The organism is Roseateles agri (assembly GCF_034043675.1).
In the GTDB taxonomy this organism is placed as follows: Bacteria; Pseudomonadota; Gammaproteobacteria; order Burkholderiales; family Burkholderiaceae_C; genus KK5.
In genome coordinates, this window is sequence record NZ_JAXCLA010000004.1 from 468,891 (window position 1) to 484,922 (window position 16,032).

18 protein-coding genes are annotated in these 16,032 nt (G+C 69.6%); 8 read left to right on the plus strand and 10 right to left on the minus strand.

What is annotated here, in order from left to right; translation table 11 throughout:
* The first annotated feature begins 1 nt into the window (after position 1).
* Positions 2 to 1,417 carry an efflux transporter outer membrane subunit gene (locus tag SNE35_RS14100; RefSeq protein ID WP_320423549.1) on the plus strand — a complete coding sequence of 472 codons (1,416 nt, stop codon included), beginning with the start codon at positions 2 to 4 and terminating at the stop codon, positions 1,415 to 1,417.
* Entirely contained in the window at positions 1,417 to 1,758 is a 342-nt protein-coding gene (locus SNE35_RS14105) for a thioredoxin family protein (protein ID WP_320423550.1), read from the plus strand. Before SNE35_RS14100 ends, SNE35_RS14105 begins: the two co-directional genes overlap by 1 nt.
* Positions 1,759 to 1,765: 7 nt before the next feature.
* Here SNE35_RS14105 and SNE35_RS14110 read toward each other — a convergent pair whose 3' ends face one another.
* Entirely contained in the window at positions 1,766 to 2,023 is a 258-nt protein-coding gene (locus tag SNE35_RS14110; protein ID WP_320423551.1) for a hypothetical protein, read from the minus strand.
* Positions 2,024 to 2,188: 165 nt separating this feature from the next.
* Between SNE35_RS14110 and SNE35_RS14115 the strand changes: the two genes are divergently transcribed.
* Positions 2,189 to 2,932: an SDR family oxidoreductase gene (locus SNE35_RS14115; RefSeq protein WP_320423552.1), complete on the plus strand. Its 744-nt coding sequence runs from the start codon at positions 2,189 to 2,191 to the stop codon at positions 2,930 to 2,932.
* A gap of 3 nt (positions 2,933 to 2,935) precedes the next feature.
* Here SNE35_RS14115 and SNE35_RS14120 read toward each other — a convergent pair whose 3' ends face one another.
* From SNE35_RS14120 to mltG, 6 genes are all read right to left on the minus strand, one after another.
* Positions 2,936 to 3,568, minus strand: coding sequence for an ankyrin repeat domain-containing protein (locus tag SNE35_RS14120; protein WP_320423553.1), 633 nt, complete (start codon positions 3,566 to 3,568; stop codon positions 2,936 to 2,938).
* A complete protein-coding gene (locus SNE35_RS14125) occupies positions 3,565 to 4,338 on the minus strand; it encodes a TatD family hydrolase (protein ID WP_320423554.1) in 774 nt (257 codons plus the stop codon). Before SNE35_RS14125 ends, SNE35_RS14120 begins: the two co-directional genes overlap by 4 nt.
* On the minus strand, positions 4,338 to 4,715 hold the full coding sequence (locus SNE35_RS14130; RefSeq protein WP_320423841.1) for a PilZ domain-containing protein: 378 nt from the start codon (positions 4,713 to 4,715) through the stop codon (positions 4,338 to 4,340). The genes SNE35_RS14125 and SNE35_RS14130 overlap by 1 nt, the downstream gene beginning before the upstream one ends.
* Positions 4,716 to 4,792: 77 nt before the next feature.
* Positions 4,793 to 5,830: a DNA polymerase III subunit delta' gene (gene holB / locus SNE35_RS14135; protein ID WP_320423555.1), complete on the minus strand. Its 1,038-nt coding sequence runs from the start codon at positions 5,828 to 5,830 to the stop codon at positions 4,793 to 4,795.
* The gene (tmk, locus tag SNE35_RS14140; protein ID WP_431312750.1) at positions 5,824 to 6,447 is read right to left on the minus strand and encodes a dTMP kinase; all 624 of its coding nucleotides are present in this window, start codon (positions 6,445 to 6,447) and stop codon (positions 5,824 to 5,826) included. Before tmk ends, holB begins: the two co-directional genes overlap by 7 nt.
* Positions 6,429 to 7,430 (minus strand): endolytic transglycosylase MltG, encoded by a 1,002-nt coding sequence (mltG, locus tag SNE35_RS14145; protein WP_320423557.1) that lies wholly within the window; start codon positions 7,428 to 7,430, stop codon positions 6,429 to 6,431. Before mltG ends, tmk begins: the two co-directional genes overlap by 19 nt.
* Positions 7,431 to 7,487: 57 nt before the next feature.
* Here mltG and ygfZ point away from each other — a divergent pair, with 57 nt between their 5' ends.
* Complete coding sequence (gene ygfZ, locus SNE35_RS14150; RefSeq protein ID WP_320423558.1) at positions 7,488 to 8,390, plus strand: CAF17-like 4Fe-4S cluster assembly/insertion protein YgfZ; 903 nt, start codon at positions 7,488 to 7,490, stop codon at positions 8,388 to 8,390.
* A complete protein-coding gene (locus tag SNE35_RS14155; protein WP_320423559.1) occupies positions 8,387 to 8,635 on the plus strand; it encodes a DUF4936 family protein in 249 nt (82 codons plus the stop codon). The genes ygfZ and SNE35_RS14155 overlap by 4 nt, the downstream gene beginning before the upstream one ends.
* Here SNE35_RS14155 and SNE35_RS14160 read toward each other — a convergent pair.
* A complete protein-coding gene (locus tag SNE35_RS14160; RefSeq protein WP_320423560.1) occupies positions 8,622 to 9,479 on the minus strand; it encodes a YbgC/FadM family acyl-CoA thioesterase in 858 nt (285 codons plus the stop codon). The genes SNE35_RS14155 and SNE35_RS14160 overlap by 14 nt on opposite strands.
* A gap of 4 nt (positions 9,480 to 9,483) precedes the next feature.
* Positions 9,484 to 10,392, minus strand: a complete 909-nt coding sequence (locus tag SNE35_RS14165; protein WP_320423842.1) for an alpha/beta hydrolase — start codon at positions 10,390 to 10,392, stop codon at positions 9,484 to 9,486.
* Between the two features lie 97 nt (positions 10,393 to 10,489).
* On the opposite strand from SNE35_RS14165, the gene SNE35_RS14170 reads away from it, so the two are divergent.
* Positions 10,490 to 11,644, plus strand: coding sequence for an iron-containing alcohol dehydrogenase (locus SNE35_RS14170; protein ID WP_320423561.1), 1,155 nt, complete (start codon positions 10,490 to 10,492; stop codon positions 11,642 to 11,644).
* A gap of 73 nt (positions 11,645 to 11,717) precedes the next feature.
* Here SNE35_RS14170 and SNE35_RS14175 read toward each other — a convergent pair whose 3' ends face one another.
* Complete coding sequence (locus tag SNE35_RS14175) at positions 11,718 to 12,248, minus strand: HU family DNA-binding protein (protein ID WP_320423562.1); 531 nt, start codon at positions 12,246 to 12,248, stop codon at positions 11,718 to 11,720.
* Positions 12,249 to 12,288: 40 nt separating this feature from the next.
* On the opposite strand from SNE35_RS14175, the gene SNE35_RS14180 reads away from it, so the two are divergent.
* Together SNE35_RS14180 and SNE35_RS14185 are read left to right on the plus strand one after the other, a co-directional pair.
* Complete coding sequence (locus SNE35_RS14180; protein ID WP_320423563.1) at positions 12,289 to 12,885, plus strand: hypothetical protein; 597 nt, start codon at positions 12,289 to 12,291, stop codon at positions 12,883 to 12,885.
* 136 nt (positions 12,886 to 13,021) lie between these two features.
* On the plus strand, positions 13,022 to 16,003 hold the full coding sequence (locus SNE35_RS14185) for a two-component regulator propeller domain-containing protein (RefSeq protein WP_320423564.1): 2,982 nt from the start codon (positions 13,022 to 13,024) through the stop codon (positions 16,001 to 16,003).
* Positions 16,004 to 16,032: the final 29 nt, after the last annotated feature.

Genomic DNA, 16,032 nt, shown 5'->3' on the forward strand with positions numbered 1-16,032 from the left:
GATGAACAAGAAGCTAACCATTATTTTCAGCGCGGTCCTGCTGAGCGCCTGCGCGGTCACGAAGGTCGAGCCGCCGGCGCCGGTGGCCGCCCCGGCCTCGTTCAAGGAGACGGGCATCTGGCGCCAGGGAGCTGCCTCGACGGCGACGCAAGCCGCGCCCGATGCCTGGTGGACGCTGTTCAAGGACCCGGTGCTCAACGAGCTGCAGGACAAGCTCGTCATCGGCAACGAGAACCTGAAGTCCGCCGTCGCCCAGGTGCGCGCCGCGCGTGCCGCCGTGGAGGCCAGCCGCGAGGCGCTGTTCCCGACCCTGTCCGTCAGCGGTGCCGGCACACGCAGCGCCAGCCCCTCGGGCACGACCAACGGCAACGTCGTCAGCAGCTCGGGCCGGCCGCAGAACAGCTACAGCCTCAGCGCCAATGCCAGCTGGGAGCTGGACCTGTGGGGCCGTTTGTCGCTCGCCACGACCGGCGCCCGCGCCTCGCTGCAGGCCAGCGTCGACGACCTTGCCGCCGCCCGCCTCTCGGCCCAGGCCCTGCTCGCGCAGACCTATTTCTCGATGCGTGCCGCCGAGGCCCAGGCTGCCCTCTACGCCCGTACCGTTAGCGCCTACCAGCGCTCGCTGGATCTGACGCAGGTGCGCTACCAGGGCGGCGTCGCTGCGCTCAGCGACGTGCTGCAGGCGCAGACCACCTTGAAGCAGGCGCAGGCGCAGGAACTCGAGGCGGCGTCCACCCGCGCGCAGATGGAGCATGCAATCGCCGTGCTGCTGGGCATTCCGCCCTCCGAGCTGACCTTGGCGAGCACCGAGGCGCTGCCGGTCGTGCCGGCCGTGCCCGAGCTGCTGCCCGCCACCTTGCTGCAGCGCCGGCCCGACATCGCCGCCGCCCAGCAGCGCGTGGCCGCCGCCTACGCGCAGATCGGCATCGCGGACGCGGCCTGGTTCCCCGACCTGACCTTGTCGGCCAGTGCCGGCTACCGCAGCTCCAGGCTGTCGAACCTGGTCAGCGCGCCGAACCTGTTCTGGTCGCTCGGCCCGGCGCTGACCGAGGCCATCTTCGATGGCGGCCAGCGCAAGCTCGCCAGCGCCCAGGCCCGTGCCAGCGCCGACCAGGCCACCGCCACCTACCGGCAGGCGGTGCTCACCGCGCTGCAGGAGGTCGAGGACAACCTGAGCGTCACCGATCAGACCCAACGCGCGGCGCAGCTGCAGCAGGAGGCGCTGCAGGCCGCGCAGCGCAATCTGGAGATCGTCACCGACCAATACAAGGCCGGCACCGTCAGCTACCTGAACGTGACCACCGCGCAGGCGGCCGTGCTGAGCAGCGAGACCAGCCTCCTGAGCCTGCGCAACCAGCAGCTTGCGGCGGTGAACACCCTGCTGAAGAACATCGCGGGGCGTTGGGAGAAGGCGTGATGCACCAAGGCGTGATCGTCGCCTGCCTGTGTGCCGCCTGGTGCCGGCTCTGCGACGACTACGCGCCGGTGCTGCGCGCCGTGGGCGCGGAGTTCGAGGGCCTGCGCGTCGAGTGGATCGACATCGAGGACGAGGCCGACCTGGTCGGCGATGTTGACGTCGAGACCTTCCCGACGATCGTCGTCATCGCCACCGACGGTGCCGTACGCTTCGCCGGCCCGCTGACGCCGCAAGCGCAGACGCTGCGCCGCGTGATCCAGGTCGCGCTGGACGGCACGACCATCGCGCCGGTGCCGGCCGAGGTGACGGCCTTCGCGGCGCGCCTGATGCGCGGCGCGTAAAGCGCTGTCAGGACAGGACGGCCCCGTCCTGCGGATCGTCCATCGGTTCTTCCGGCGCCTCATCCACCATCCGGTCGAACTCCGCCGCCTGTGCGGCCTGCGTCGTGCGGCCGTTGCGCGAAGGCAGGTCCAGCGGATGCACCACGCGCCGTTGCAGCCGCTGCAGGCGCTCGGAATGTTCCATGTCGCTGACGACGCGGTCGGGGTCGAGCAGCATGGCAAAGGGATCGATGCGCGGGCTCGCTTGAGGGGTCTTGCCGTTCATTGCGTCACTCCCATTCGTTGCGGAACGTGAACGCAATGTACGCGCCCAGCCCCGGCCGCCCAGTCGGTGTGCGGCCATTGCCCATGTCGGACAGATTCCTACTTGCATGCCATCCGGCCGCCGCGCTCTAATCGCCGGTTACGCCCACCTAACGCCGAGATTCCCATGACAGAGAAGATTGCCCTCGTGACCGGTGCCTCGCGTGGGCTCGGTGCTGAAATCGCCCGCGGCCTCGCCGCCGATGGTTGGGCCGTGGCCGTCAACTACCACGCCGACACCGCCGGTGCCGAGGCCGTGGTCGCCTCGATCCACGCTGCAGGCGGACGCGCGGTGGCGGCGCGCTTCGACGTCACCGACGAAGCCTCGGTGCGCGACGGCCTGGCAACGATCGCGGCCCAGCTGGGTCCGGTCGACCTGATCGTCAACAACGCCACCGGCCCGCAGCCGATGATGCCGATCATGGAGCAGTCCTGGGAGCATCACCTCGACCAGCTGCGCTTCTTCGTCAAGGCGCCGTTGCTGCTGCTCCATGCCGTGTTGCCGGACTGGCGCGCCCGCAAGGTCGGCCGCGTGATCCACATCGGCAGCGAGGTGATCGACATCGGCAACTCGAACTTCGCCCACTACGTGTCGGCCAAGGGCGCGATGCTGGGGCTGACGCGTTCCTGGGCCAGCGAGCTGGGCCCTGAAGGCATCTGCGTGAACCTGGTGGCGCCAGGCTGGATCCCGGTCGAGCGCCATGCCGGCACGCCGGAACAGGAGTACGCCACCTACCGCTCGCTGACGCCGCTGCGCCGCCAGGGTTCGCCGGCGGACGTCGCCGGGATGGTGCGCTTCCTCGCCTCGCCGGCGGCGGACTTCATCACCGGCCAGACCTTCTCAGTCAATGGCGGCCGGACGCTGGCCTGACGATCAGCGGGGCGTGGCCGCCAGCAACTGTTTGACCGTGAGGTCGCGGCCGGCCTTCTTCGCGAAGTCCACGGCCGTCAGGTCCTGCTCGTTCTTCAGCGAGACATCGGCACCGGCCTTCAGCAGGATCGCCACGTTCTCCGAGGCGCCATAGCGCGAGGCCATCATCAGCGGCGTCGTGCCGTTGGGCGAGCGGGCGTTGACGTCCGCACCCTGCGTCAGCAGCCAGGCGGCAACGCCGCCGTCCGGGCCGGTGCAGGCGTAGTGCAGCGGCGTCCAGCCGGGCTGGTTGATCTTGGCGCCACGGGCGACGAGCTTCTTCGCCCAATCGAGGCGGCCCTTGATGGCGGCCAGCATCAGCGGCGTCTCGCCCTTGTCGTTGGCACTGACGACGTCCACCCGCGGATCGGCCAGCAGCGCATCGAAGGCCTGCTCCGAACCCTCGCGCAGCGCCACGCCCAGCGGCTTGCGCCCGCGCTGGTCGGTGCCATTGGCATCCACGCCCTTGACCAGCAGGGCCAGCACCTCGCGGCCGTTGTCCAGCTCGACGGCAGTCGTCAGGTCGTCGATCGGCGCGGCGCTGGCCGTGAGCGTTGCGCCGAGCAGCAACAGGGGCAGGAGGTACTTCTTCGTCATGGCAGGTTGAACAGCGTCTTGCAGTTGGCGGTGGTGCGTGCGGCCAGTTCGTCGACCGGCACGCCTTTCAGTTCGGCCAGGGCCTTGGCCACGTGCGGCACGTAGGCGGGCGAGTTGGTCTTGCCGCGGTAGGGGATGGGCGCGAGGTAGGGGCTGTCGGTCTCGATCAGCAGACGGTCCATCGGCAGTTGCTGCGCCACGTCGCGCAGCGCCTGGGCATTCTTGAAGGTCAGGATGCCGGAGAAGGACACGTAGAAGCCCAGTTCGATCGCCGCGTGCGCGACCTCGGCGCTCTCGGTGAAGCAATGGAACACGCCGTGCGAACCGCCCTCCTCGCGCAGCACACGCAGCGTGTCGTCGGCGCTGCTGCGCGTGTGGATCACGAGGGGCTTGCCAGTCTGCTTCGAGGCGCGGATGTGCGTGCGGAAACGCTCGCGCTGCCACTCCATCTCCTCGATCGTGCGGCCGTTGAGCCGGTAGTAGTCGAGGCCAGTCTCGCCGATGGCGACGACCTTGGCATCCTGCGCTGCCCGCACCAGTTCGTCGACGCTGGGCTCATGGACGCCGTCCTCGCTGTCCGGGTGGACGCCGACGGTGGCCCAGAGGTTCGCGTGTGCGGCGGCGATGCCTTGTACCGTCGGGAACTCCTCCATCGTCGTGCAGACGCAGATGGCCTGGTCGACCTGCGCCGCTTGCATCTCGTCGAGGATCTTGGGCAGTTGCGCCTGCAGTTCCGGGAAGCTGAGGTGGCAGTGGGAATCGATAAACATCAGATGGTTTGCGTGGGCTTCGAAGACGAAATGCTCGTGCCCAGGATTTCTTCGATTTTCAGCTTGATCAGGCGCGTCTTCTCGTCGGACGGAAAGCGCACGCCCACGCCCTGGGTGCGGCCGCCGGAGGCATTGGCCGGTGTCAGCCAGGCGACCTTGCCGGCCACCGGGTAGCGCTGGTTGTCTTCGGGCAGCGAGATCAGCAGGTAGACGTCGTCGCCGAGGCGGTAGTCGCGCGGCGTCGGCACGAAGAGCCCCCCATCGGTGAAGCTCGGGATGTAGGCGGCGTAGAGCGCGCCCTTCTCGCGGAACACCAGCTGGATCACGCCGGCCCGCGAGGCCGCGGCACCGGCCGGCGGCGCGCCCACGCCACCCATTGCCGCACCGGGCGACTGGGGGCCGAAGGTCGACATCGCGCCGAAGGTCGGCGGGCTCTTGCTGGAGGGCGTATCGCTCATCGTTCGAGTGTACGGCGGGGCGTAGCGGGCATCGCTTCGCGCATGGCCTGCTGGCCTTGCGAGACGAGCGATTCCATCAGCAGGCCCTGGTTCAGCGGATGTTCGGCATGGCGTGCTGCGCGGCGGAGCGTGGCTTCCCATTCATGCAGCGGCGCGGCACGCTCGATCGTCTTGGGCAGCGCATCGGCGGGGAAGAAGGAACCGGGCGCGCCATGCGCGCGGCGCAGCAGGTCGTGGCACAGGCGCTGCAACGCATCGATCGCGCGAGGCTGCGAGAGATCGGCCAGCGCCGTCGCATCGCCCTGGGCCACGCGGCGCGGCAACTGCGTCCAGGCCGCGGCGCGCAGGCCGGCCTCGAACCAGTCGCGCGCCTCCTGCGGGCGGCCGCCGGCGGCATCGAGCAGCACCTCGGGCGACTCGACACCCTGGGCCGCCAGCCACTGCAATGCCGGCTCGCGTGCGGGCAGCGCCAGCGGCACCGGTTGGCAGCGGCTGCGGATCGTTGGCAGTAGCGCCTCGGGCGAAGTGCTGGCGAGCGCGAAGCGCAGTTGCCCGGCCGGCTCTTCCAACGTCTTCAGCAGCGCATTGGCCGCCACCGTGTTCAGCGCCTCGGCCGGGTAGACGACGACGACCTTCGCCCGCCCGCGTGCCGAGGTGCTCAGCGCGAAGGACAGCATCGCGCGCACCGCGTCGATCTTGATCTCGCGGCTGGGCTTGGTCTTGCTGGCCTTGGCTTCCGCACTGCCGCCCTCGCCTTCCGGCGCGCCGAAGCCCAGCGACTCGCGCAGCGCCTCGGGGATCAGCACCTGGAAGTCCGGGTGCGTGCGCGAATGGAACAGCTTGCAGCTGGCGCATTCGCCGCAGGCCGTGTGGTCCGGGCGGGGGCTCTCGCACAGCCAGGCCTGGGCCAGCAGCAGGGCCAGGTCGAACTGGCCGACGCCCGCCGGCCCCTGCACCAGCAGCGCGTGCGAGCGCGCGGTGGCCAGCGCGCGGGTCAGCGGTTCGGCCAGCCAGGGCAGCTCGGTCGTCACCATCCGCGCTGCTCCATCACGGCGAGGATCTGCGCGGCCACCTCGGCCACCGAGAGGCTGGCGTCGATGCGGGCAAAGCGCTGCGGCGCCGCCGCGGCGCGGGCCGCATAGCCGGCGCGCACGCGCTCGAAGAACTCCAGGTCCTGCTGCTCGAAGCGGTCGGCCTCGCGTGCGGCGGCGCGGCGCTGCGCGGCCACCTCGGCGGGCAGGTCGAACCACAGGGTCAGGTCCGGCTGGCGGCCCTGCTGCACCCATTGCTCCAAGGTGGACAGCACGGCCAGGTCCATGCCACGGCCGCCACCCTGGTAGGCGAAGCTGGCGTCGGTGAAGCGATCGCATAGCACGGTCTTGCCGGCGGCCAGCGCGGGCTCGATGACTTTCTGCAGATGGTCGCGCCGCGCGGCGAACACGAGCAGCAGCTCGGTCAGCGGATCCATGCCGCTGTGCAGGAACAGGCCGCGCAGCGTTTCGGCCAGCGGCGTGCCGCCGGGCTCACGGGTGCTGACGACCTCGCCCTGCGCGGCCAGGCGCGCCGTGAGCGATGCGATGTGCGTGGACTTGCCGGCGCCGTCGATGCCTTCGAAGGTGATGAAACGAGAACTCACTTGCCGCGCACGTATTTGTTGACGGCGCGATTATGCGTGGCGAGGTCTTCGCTGAATTCACTGCTGCCCGAGCCATCGCCGCGCGCAACGAAGTACAGCGCCTTGCTGTGCGCCGGATGCACGGCCGCCTCCAGCGCCGCGGCGCCGGGCATCGCGATCGGCGTGGGCGGCAGGCCGGTGCGCAGGTAGGTATTGAAGTCGCTGTCGGCCTGCAGGTCGCGCTTGTGCAGGTTGCCGTCGTAGTTCTCGCCCAGGCCGTAGATCACCGTCGGGTCGGTCTGCAACGGCATGCCCAGCCGCAGCCGGTTGACGAACACGGCGGACACGAGATGGCGGTCCGACGCGGTGCCGGTCTCCTTCTCGATGATGGAGGCCAGGGTCAGCGCGTCGTCGGCGCTCTTCAGCGGCAGGCCCTGCTCCCGTGAGGCCCAGGCGGCATCGAGCTTCTTCTGCATCGCCTTGTAGGCACGCTTGAGCACGGTCAGGTCGCTGACGCCGCGGCTGTAGGCATAGGTATCGGGAAAGAAGCGCCCCTCCGGCGCCTGGCCGGCCGGCGCGCCGAGGCCGGTCATGATCTCGGCATCGCTCATGGCCGCGGTGGTGAGCTTCAGCGACGGGGACTTCGCCAGCGCGGCGCGCACCTGACGGAAGCTCCAGCCGTCGATGATGCGCAGCTGCTCCAGCACCTCGTCGCCGCGCACCATCTTGCCCAGCAGTTCGCGCGGCGAATCGCCCTGGTGGATCTCGTAGCTGCCGGCGCGGATCTGCCGCGCCTGGCCGGACCAACGGAACCACTCGTAGAGCAGGCGCGCATCGGTCTGCACGCCGGCCGCCACCCAGGCCTGCGCCACCGCGCCCGGCGGCGTGCCGGCTTCGATCGACACCTCCACCGAAGGCGTGGCCAGCCGCAGCGGCGCATTCAGCCACCACCAGGCCGCCGCGCCGGCGGCCAGCCCCATGAGGATCAAAACGAGCAGCGTTCTGCCCAGCAATTTCATGACTGACAAATACCCATGAGGTCGGGCCGGATGCGGGGCGCTGATGATAATCGCGCCATGACCTCGACGACCTCCTGCGCGACGCGCCTCACCACGCTGGGCATCCTGCGCGCCCAAGGCGAAGACGCCGCCAAGTTCCTGCACAGCCAGCTCACCCAGGATTTCGCGCTGCTGGGCCTGCATGAGGCCCGCCTCGCCGGCTTCTGCTCGGCCAAGGGCCGGCTGCTGGCGACGATGATCGGCTGGAAGAACAGCGAGACGGAAATCCTGCTCGCCCTGCCGGCCGAACTGCTGCCGGCAATCCAGAAGCGCCTGTCCATGTTCGTGCTGCGCGCCAAGTGCAAGATCACGGATGCGACGGCCGACTGGCAGCTCTGGGGCCTCACGGCGCCGACTGGGGAAGCGGCATCGAACTGGACGCTGACCCGCGAGGACGCGGCCGTGAAGATCCGCCTGCCCTCGCCCGCCGGCGGCCCGGCGCGCTGGCTGCTGGCCCAGCCTGCCGATGCCGCCGCGCCCGCACTGCCTGCGATGGCCGAAGCCGATTGGCAATGGCTGGAACTCGAAAGCGGCCTGCCCTGGATCGTTGCCGCGACCAGCGAGCAGTTCGTGCCGCAGATGCTGAACCTGGAGCTGCTGGGCGGCGTCAACTTCCAGAAGGGCTGCTACCCGGGCCAGGAAGTCGTGGCCCGCAGCCAGTACCGAGGCACGCTGAAGCGCCGCACCTACCTGTACGAACTGCAAGGCGCGGCCGCGCCGGGCCAGGAGATCTTCCACAGCGAAGACCCGGGCCAGCCGGCCGGTCTCGTCGCCACGGCAGCTGCGCGCGATGGCCAGAGCCTGATCCTGGCCGAGACCAAGATCGCCGCACTGACCTCGGGCAGCCTGCACCTGGGCTCGGCGGACGGCCCGCTGCTGCTGCCGCGCGCGCTGCCCTACCCGCTCACGGAACCGCAGTGACGACGGAGCTGTACGTCTACTACAAGGTGGCGCCGGCGCAAGCCAGGGCGATCAAGGCGGTCTTGCAGGCCTGGCCGCAGGTGCGGCTGCTGCGCCGCGCTGGTGAGCCGGAAACGTGGATGGAGATCCACACCGGCCCCGATGCCGAAGCCTCCGTTCAGGCACTGGCGGCGCTGCTGGCGCCGCACATTACCGGCCCGCGCCACGTCGAGCGCTTCGAGCCGGTCGTCCTCACAGCGCCCTGACCATCTCCACGTGCCCGATGCCGGCCTCCTCGAAGGAAGCGCCGCGCTGCACGAAGCCCGCGCGGGTGTAGAAGCCCTGCGCTGAAAGCTGCGCATGCAGCACCGCCTCGCCGTAGCCGAGTGCACGGCCCTCGCGCATCAGCGCGTCGAGCACGGCGCGGCCGACTCTCCCGCCGCGCATGCTGCGCGCCACCGCCATGCGCCCGATCTTGGCCACGCCGGGCACGTGCTCCAGCAGCCGGCCGGTGGCCAGCGGCATACCGAAACGATTGAAGGCCACCGCGTGCACGCAGCTCGCGTCCGCGGCGTCCCATTCCATCTCGGCCGGAATCTTCTGCTCGTCGACGAACACCGCCTGGCGGATCGCGCCGGCCTGCGCGCCGAGTTCGTCCCAGCCGCCGATGCGCACCTCGATCACCGGCTCGCCGGCTTCGAAGCCTTCGATGACGGCGCGCAGCGCGGACGGAATGGGCTTCGGCGTCTTCGTGGCCGGATCGGCGAACACGTAGACCAGTTCGCCATGGACCAGCAGCTCGTCACCATGGAACACGGCGCAGAGCACGGTCATCGAGCTGCTGCCGATGCGCTGGCAGCGCACGCCGACGTCCAGCAGTTCGTCGTAACGGGCCGAACCCACGTACTCCAACGTCGCCTTGCGAACGAACAAGTCACCATTCAGTGACTTCATCGTCTCGTGGTACGGCAGCGCCAATGCGCGCCACCAGCCGCCGACGGCCGTGTCGAAGTAGGCCAGGTAGTGGCCGTTGAAGACGATCTGCTGCGCGTCGATCTCGGCCCAGCGCACGCGCAGGCGCTCGGCGAAGCGGAAGTCGGTTCGTTTCATGGTGTCAGAAGAGGGCTTGCTTGAGTGCCTGGGCGCTGGCTTCGATGGTCGTCACCGCCTCGGGAATGCTGCGACCCATCTTGATGAAGTCGTGGGTGACGCCGCGGACCAGTTCCAGCTGCACGGCCACGCCGTTGGCGCGCAGCAGGTCGGCGTAGGCGATGCCCTCATCCACCAGCGGATCGCACTCGGCCAGCACGACGCAGGCCGGCGCGAGGCCGGCGTGGTCCTCGGCCTCCAGCGGGGCGAAGCGCCAATCGGTCTTCTGCGCCTCGTCGATGTAGTGGTCGAAGAACCAGCGGATCGAGGCCGCATCGAGCAGGAAGCCTTCGGCGAACTGCCGGTGCGAAGGCGTGTCGGCGTGCGCCGTGGTGCCGGGCGTGATCAGCAGTTGCAGCGCCAGCGGCAGGCCGGCATCGCGCGCATGCAGCGCGCAGGCGGCGGCCAGCGTGCCGCCGGCGCTGTCGCCGCCGACGGCGATGCGTGCGGCGTCGAGCCCCAGCGTCTGCGCATGGCCGGCCAGCCAGTGCATGGCGGCGAAGCAGTCGTCCACCGCTGCGGGGAAGCGATGCTCGGGCGCCAAGCGGTAGTCCAGCGCCAGCACGGCCGCGCCGCTGCGCAGCGCGAACTGGCGGCACAGGCTGTCGTGCGTCTCCAGCCCGCCGATCGTGAAGCCGCCGCCGTGGAAGTACAGCAGCACCGGCAGCCCGGCCTCCGTGCTGGGCACGTAGAGCCGCGCCGGCAAGGTGCCGCCGGCCCCCGGCAATTCGATGTCCTCGACGCGAGGCAGCGGTGCGCGCGGCAAATCGAGGATTTCCGCACCCATCTTGTACGCGATGCGTGCTTCCTTCGGGCTCAGCGTGTAAAACGGCGGACGGCCCGCGCGATGGATGCGTTCCAGCACGCTGGCCATCCGCGGTGTCAACAAGGTGCGACTCACCCGGAACTCCACGACACTATGAAACGGGCAGTGTGCCAGACGAGCACCACCGGCCCCGAGGGAGCTTTGCATGGCCTTGATCCAGTACCTGACCCAGATCCACATCGATTTCGGCGCCGTCGCGCTGCTGCCGCAGGAATGCGCGCGGGTTGGCATGCAGCGGCCACTGGTCATCACCGACGAGGGCGTGCGCGCCGCCGGCGTGCTGGCCATGGCGCTGTCCGCCTGGGAGCCGGGCCGGGCGCCACCGGTCTTCGACCAGACGCCCTCCAACCCGACCGAGGCCGCGGTGCGCCAGGCGGTGAAGCTCTACCAGATGGGCCAGTGCGACGGGCTCGTCGCCGTGGGCGGCGGCTCCAGCATCGACCTGGCCAAGGGCGTGGCGATCGCGGCCACGCACTCAGGGCCGCTGAAGACCTACGCGACGATCGAAGGCGGCAGCGCGCTGATCACGGCGGCGGCCGCGCCGGTGATCGCCGTGCCGACCACCGCGGGCACCGGCAGCGAGGTGGCGCGCGGCGCGATCCTCATCGTCGACGACGGCCGCAAGCTCGGCTTCCACAACGGCGCGCTGATGCCCCGCGCCGCCATCTGCGACCCGGCGCTGACCCTGGACCTGCCGCCGGCGCTGACCGCGGCGACCGGCATGGACGCGATCGCGCACTGCATGGAGACCTTCATGTCCGCCGCCGTCAACCCGCCAGCGGACGGCATCGCGCTGGACGGACTGGAACGCGGCTGGGCGCATATCGAACGCGCCACCCGCGATGGCCGGCACGACCGCGAAGCCCGCTGGCAGATGATGAGCACGAGCATGCAGGGCGCGATGGCCTTCCAGAAGGGCCTGGGCTGCGTGCACTCGCTGAGCCACAGCCTGGGCGGCGCGGACCCGCGTCTGCATCACGGCACGCTCAATGCGGTGTTCCTGCCGGCGGTGGTGCGCTTCAACGCCGGCGCCGAGAGCATGCGGCGCGATCGCCGGCTGGCCCGCATGGCCCATGCGATGGGCCTGGGCGGCAGCGACGAGCGCGGCGACACGGTGGCCGCGGCCATCCAGGACATGAACGCAAGGCTGGGCCTGCCTTCGGGCCTGGCCGCGATGGGCGTGAAGCCCGAGATGTTCGACCGGATCATCGACGGCGCGATGCTCGACCACTGCCACAAGACCAACCCGCGGCTGGCCAGCCGCGAGGACTACCACGCGATGCTGGCCGCATCGATGTGAGCCCGCAAAGACGAAGGGCGCCCACCTTGCGGTGGACGCCCTTCCGATCAGTCTGATCGCGGCGAGAAGCGGCTTACTTGGCGCCGTTCACCGAATCCTTCAGTGCCTTGCCCGGCGTGAACTTGGCAACCTTGGCGGCGGCGATTTCCAGCGGCTCGCCGGTGGCGGGGTTCTTGCCGGTGCGGGCAGCGCGCTCGCTGACCTTGAAGTTGCCGAAGCCAATCAGGGCCACGGTGTCGCCGGCGACCAGCGCCTCGGTGATCGAGCCCAGCGCGGCGTCCAGCACCTGTGCAGCCACGACCTTGGTCACGCCGCTCTTGCCGGCGATGCTGTCGATCAGTTCAGTCTTGTTCATGGTTTGGTTTCTCTGTCTCTTCAGTCGAAAAAGAAATGACCCAGGCCGATGCGGCCTTGGGCCCGTGTTGTGTTCGCCAGGCGAACCGGGAACGCTGTGTCCCGTGCGAGTACTGCATCTCTGCGCCGCGCGCCCCTGTAGGCGTACCCGCTGCGCTGAATAGCGGCCGCAGTGTACCGTGAGCAGCTTGCGACGAAGAAGCCGGGTAAAGCGGGCTCTCTTGCAGGCATTGCCGAGGCCCTTGGGCATGCATCATGGACCGGCCCCGAACGACTCCACGGACGCCACCATGCTCTCCACCATCGGCAAACCCCTGATCGGCTACATGGCCCAGCAAACGGCCGACAGCACGTCCACCGACGGCAGCACGCCGGCCGGCAAGACGACGGGACGCAAGGGCATCGCCGAGACCGCGATGCAGACGGCCATCCAGCAAGCCGCCGGCGGGGTCAAGACCTCCAAGGCGACGCACGCGCTGGACGACTCCCAGAAGACGCTCGCCACCGACCTGCGCGCCGCCATGAGCAAGGCCGGCGCCAAGCTCAGCGGGGCCGTGGACTTCTCCGTGGACAGCGACGGTACCCTGGAGACCAAGGGCTCGGACAGCGACAAGGCCGCCGTCAAGAGTTTCCTGAATGCCGACACCAGCACGCCGAGCTTCGCCACGCGCATCGCCACCCAGGCGCAGGACGCGCAGAAGCTCTCGTCCACGATCCAGCAGAGCGCGGCCATCTCGCAGGCCGCCAAGTACGCGAAGTCCTCCAGCGGCGTCCTGTCGCTGTACGCGTCGATGATGGATCGCTCGGCGGCCTCCAACGTGGTGTTTTCCGTCTCGCCGGATTCGAGTTCGCTGAGCTATCCCGGCTCGCTCTCGACCGACGCCTGAGCACCTGAGATCCCTGCCCGAGGCGCCCTGCGGGCCGCCTGTACACTCGTTCTCCTACCGCCTGAAATGCAGGATCTCCAGGCAATTCGCAGAACGATGATGCCGGGCGCCGCACCTTGTGCGGCAGTCCTTCTCGATGAATCGCTTGCTCCTGATCCTCCGTTGGCTGTCTCTCGGTTTCCTGGCGCTGATGTCCGCGCTGGCCGTGGTCCCGGCAAGAGCCGCTGACGCGCCGCCGCTGGACGACCCCACCCACTTTCTCTCGCAGTACAAGATCGACCTCTGGCAGACCGAGCAAGGCCTGCCGCTCAACACCGTCCAGACCCTGCTGCAGACCCGCGACGGCAAGCTCTGGGTCGGCACCGCCGGTGGGCTGGCCCGCTTCGACGGCGTGCGCTTCAAGACCTTCAGCGGCACCGAAGCACCGTTCATGGCCTCCGAGCCGGTGTTCGGCCTGATGCAGGACCGGGACGGCGCACTCTGGATCGGGCACAGCAAGGGCGCGGCTGTCTACCGGGACGGCCGGTTCGAGACGGTCATCACCAGCGAGATGACGGCCAGCCGGCGGGTCTGGGCCTTCGCGCAGGCCGCCGACGGCGCCATCTGGATGGCCACCGAGCACGGCCTGCTGCGCTGGACCAAGGACGCGACCAAGCTCTACCAGCAGGCCGACGGCCTGCCGACCGACCGCCTGCGCGCACTGGCCTTCGACCGCAAGGGCGTGCTGTGGATCGCGACGACGAACGGCCTGGTCTCCTTCGCCGACGGGCACTTCAAGGTGCTGAACCCCGCCAACGGCTTCCCGCACCTGCAGGTGCGCTCGGTGCTGGCCGACCCCAAGGGCGGCGTCTGGGCCGCGACCGCGGGCGGCGGCCTCGCCCATGTCGACGGGGACGAGATCAAGGTCTACGGCCTGGCGGAAGGCCTGCCCACCGACCAGTTGACGGCCTTGACCCTCGATGCCCGCGGCGATTTGTGGATCGGCACCTGGGGCTCCGGCGTCCTCCGGATGCGTCAAGACGGCGATGGCGTGCACTTCAGTTCGGTGTCCAGCCCGGAAGGCCTGGCGGGCAGCCAGATCTGGTCCTTGCAGGTAGACCGGGAAGGCAGCGTCTGGGTCGGCACCTGGGTCGGCGGGCTGAACCGGCTGCGCAACCGCGCGTTCGTGCTGATCGGCTCGGCCGAGGGCCTGGTGCACGACAACGTGCGCTCCGTGCTGGTGGGCCGCTCGAACGTCATGTGGGTGGGCACCGCAGGCGGCGGTCTCAATCGCATCGCCGATGGGCACATCACCCCCCTGGGCAGGAAAGAAGGCCTGCCGACGGACGAGATCTCCAGCCTTCACGAGGACGCGGACGGCACACTGTGGATCGGGACCTACACCTCCGGCGTGGTCAGCCTGAAGCCGGGCCAGCAAGGCCAGATCGAGACCTTCGGCGTGGCGGAGGGCTTACCGGGCAACGAGGTGCGCTCGGTCTACCGCGACAGCAAGGGCGTGCTGTGGGTCGGCACGCGCTCGGGCCTGGCGCGCTTCGAAGGCTCGGGCTTCGTTCCCGTGACCGCCCCTGGCCTGCCGCAGGAAGGCATCTCCGCGATCCTCGAAGACCGCAGTGGAACGCTGTGGTTCGGCACCACGGGCCAGGGCCTGGTCCAACTGCGCGACGGTGTCTTCAAGACGCTCACCAGCAAGGACGGCCTGGTGTCGAACTGGATCATGGCCCTCTACGAGGACAAGGACTCGACCCTGTGGATCGGCACCAATGGCGAGGGCATGAACCGCCTGGGCAAGGACGGCAAGATCGCCAGCATCCGCACTCGCGACGGGCTCTGGGACGGCCTCTCGCAAACCATCCTGGAAGATCGCCAGGGCTATCTCTGGATGACCTGCAACCGCGGCTTCTATCGCGTGGCTCGCGCCGACCTTGATGCGTTTGCCCAGGGTCGCCTGGAGCAGGTGCATTCGGCCGGCTTCGGCCCGGGTGACGCCCTGCGCAGCACGACCTTCGCGGGCGGGCTGCAATCCGCCGGTGCCGTCGATGCCGCTGGCCGGCTGTGGCTGCCCTCCTCCAACGGCCTGGTGATCGTGGACCCGCGGCACCTGCCGGGCCTGGGGACGCCGCCGGGCGTGCGGATCGAAGACATCGTCGTGGACGGCGCCAGCCAGGCAGCGGATGCACCCGTGGTGCTGGAGCCGGGCACGACGGCACTGACCATCCGCTACGCCGCGACCACCCTGCTGCTCGCCGACCGGATGCGCTTCCACTACCGCATGAAGGGTCCGACGCGCGACTGGGTGGATGCCGGTTCCAGCCGCGAGGTGAACTTCCCCGAGCTGCCCCACGGCCGCTACCAGTTCGAGGTGGAGGCTTCGACCGACGGCATCCGCTGGCAGCCGGCCGCCCCGCTGTCCATCACGGTCAAGCCGCGCTTCTTCCAGACGATCTGGTTCTACTGCCTCGCGGTCATCGCCTTCGCCTCGCTGATCGCTGCCGGCGAGCGCTGGCGCACGCGCAGGCTGCTCGCCCGCCAGCGGGACATGGAGCGCCTGGTCGCCCAGCGCACCGACGAGTTGCGGGAGGCCAACCAGCACCTGTCGCGGCTGTCCTTCAGCGACGCGCTCACGGGCCTGGCGAACCGGCGCCGCTTCAATGAAGCGCTGCACGACGAATGGCGCCGCGCCCACCGCCAGCGCAAACCCCTGGCGCTGGTGATGGCCGACATCGATGCCTTCAAGCGCTACAACGACCTGCTCGGGCATCTCGAAGGCGACCGCTGCCTGGTGGAGGTGGCTGCCGTCTTCGCCCACGCCGTGCGGCGGGCCGGCGACCTGGCGGCGCGCTACGGCGGCGAGGAGTTCGTCGTGCTGCTGCCCAATGTGGACTACGCGGACGCGCTCGGCGTTGCCGAAGACCTCCGGGCCGCCTGCGAGGCGCTGGCGATCCCGCATCCCGAGTCGCCGGCCGGCGCCGTCGTCACGCTGAGCCTGGGCGTGGCCTGCTGCGTGCCGGGCGATGGCGTGGCGATCGAATCGCTGATCTCGGCCGCCGACGCAGCGCTCTACCGCGCCAAGAAGGAAGGCCGGAACAGGACGGTGGGCGACGGTCCGCAGGCTCGCTGAGGCCGGCCCGCGCACCCCACATCCGCTAC

Excerpts from the sequence above, each read along its gene's own strand:
- SNE35_RS14100 (WP_320423549.1), top strand. The coding sequence starts at position 2 with ATGAACAAGAAGCTAACCATTATTTTCAGCGCGGTCCTGCTGAGCGCC.
- SNE35_RS14105 (WP_320423550.1), top strand. The coding sequence starts at position 1,417 with ATGCACCAAGGCGTGATCGTCGCCTGCCTGTGTGCCGCCTGGTGCCGG.
- SNE35_RS14110 (WP_320423551.1), bottom strand. The coding sequence starts at position 2,023 with ATGAACGGCAAGACCCCTCAAGCGAGCCCGCGCATCGATCCCTTTGCC.
- SNE35_RS14115 (WP_320423552.1), top strand. The coding sequence starts at position 2,189 with ATGACAGAGAAGATTGCCCTCGTGACCGGTGCCTCGCGTGGGCTCGGT.
- SNE35_RS14120 (WP_320423553.1), bottom strand. The coding sequence starts at position 3,568 with ATGACGAAGAAGTACCTCCTGCCCCTGTTGCTGCTCGGCGCAACGCTC.
- SNE35_RS14125 (WP_320423554.1), bottom strand. The coding sequence starts at position 4,338 with ATGTTTATCGATTCCCACTGCCACCTCAGCTTCCCGGAACTGCAGGCG.
- SNE35_RS14130 (WP_320423841.1), bottom strand. The coding sequence starts at position 4,715 with ATGGGTGGCGTGGGCGCGCCGCCGGCCGGTGCCGCGGCCTCGCGGGCC.
- holB (WP_320423555.1), bottom strand. The coding sequence starts at position 5,830 with ATGGTGACGACCGAGCTGCCCTGGCTGGCCGAACCGCTGACCCGCGCG.
- mltG (WP_320423557.1), bottom strand. The coding sequence starts at position 7,430 with ATGAAATTGCTGGGCAGAACGCTGCTCGTTTTGATCCTCATGGGGCTG.
- ygfZ (WP_320423558.1), top strand. The coding sequence starts at position 7,488 with ATGACCTCGACGACCTCCTGCGCGACGCGCCTCACCACGCTGGGCATC.
- SNE35_RS14160 (WP_320423560.1), bottom strand. The coding sequence starts at position 9,479 with ATGAAACGAACCGACTTCCGCTTCGCCGAGCGCCTGCGCGTGCGCTGG.
- SNE35_RS14165 (WP_320423842.1), bottom strand. The coding sequence starts at position 10,392 with ATGGCCAGCGTGCTGGAACGCATCCATCGCGCGGGCCGTCCGCCGTTT.
- SNE35_RS14170 (WP_320423561.1), top strand. The coding sequence starts at position 10,490 with ATGGCCTTGATCCAGTACCTGACCCAGATCCACATCGATTTCGGCGCC.
- SNE35_RS14175 (WP_320423562.1), bottom strand. The coding sequence starts at position 12,248 with ATGCCCAAGGGCCTCGGCAATGCCTGCAAGAGAGCCCGCTTTACCCGG.
- SNE35_RS14180 (WP_320423563.1), top strand. The coding sequence starts at position 12,289 with ATGCTCTCCACCATCGGCAAACCCCTGATCGGCTACATGGCCCAGCAA.
- SNE35_RS14185 (WP_320423564.1), top strand. The coding sequence starts at position 13,022 with ATGAATCGCTTGCTCCTGATCCTCCGTTGGCTGTCTCTCGGTTTCCTG.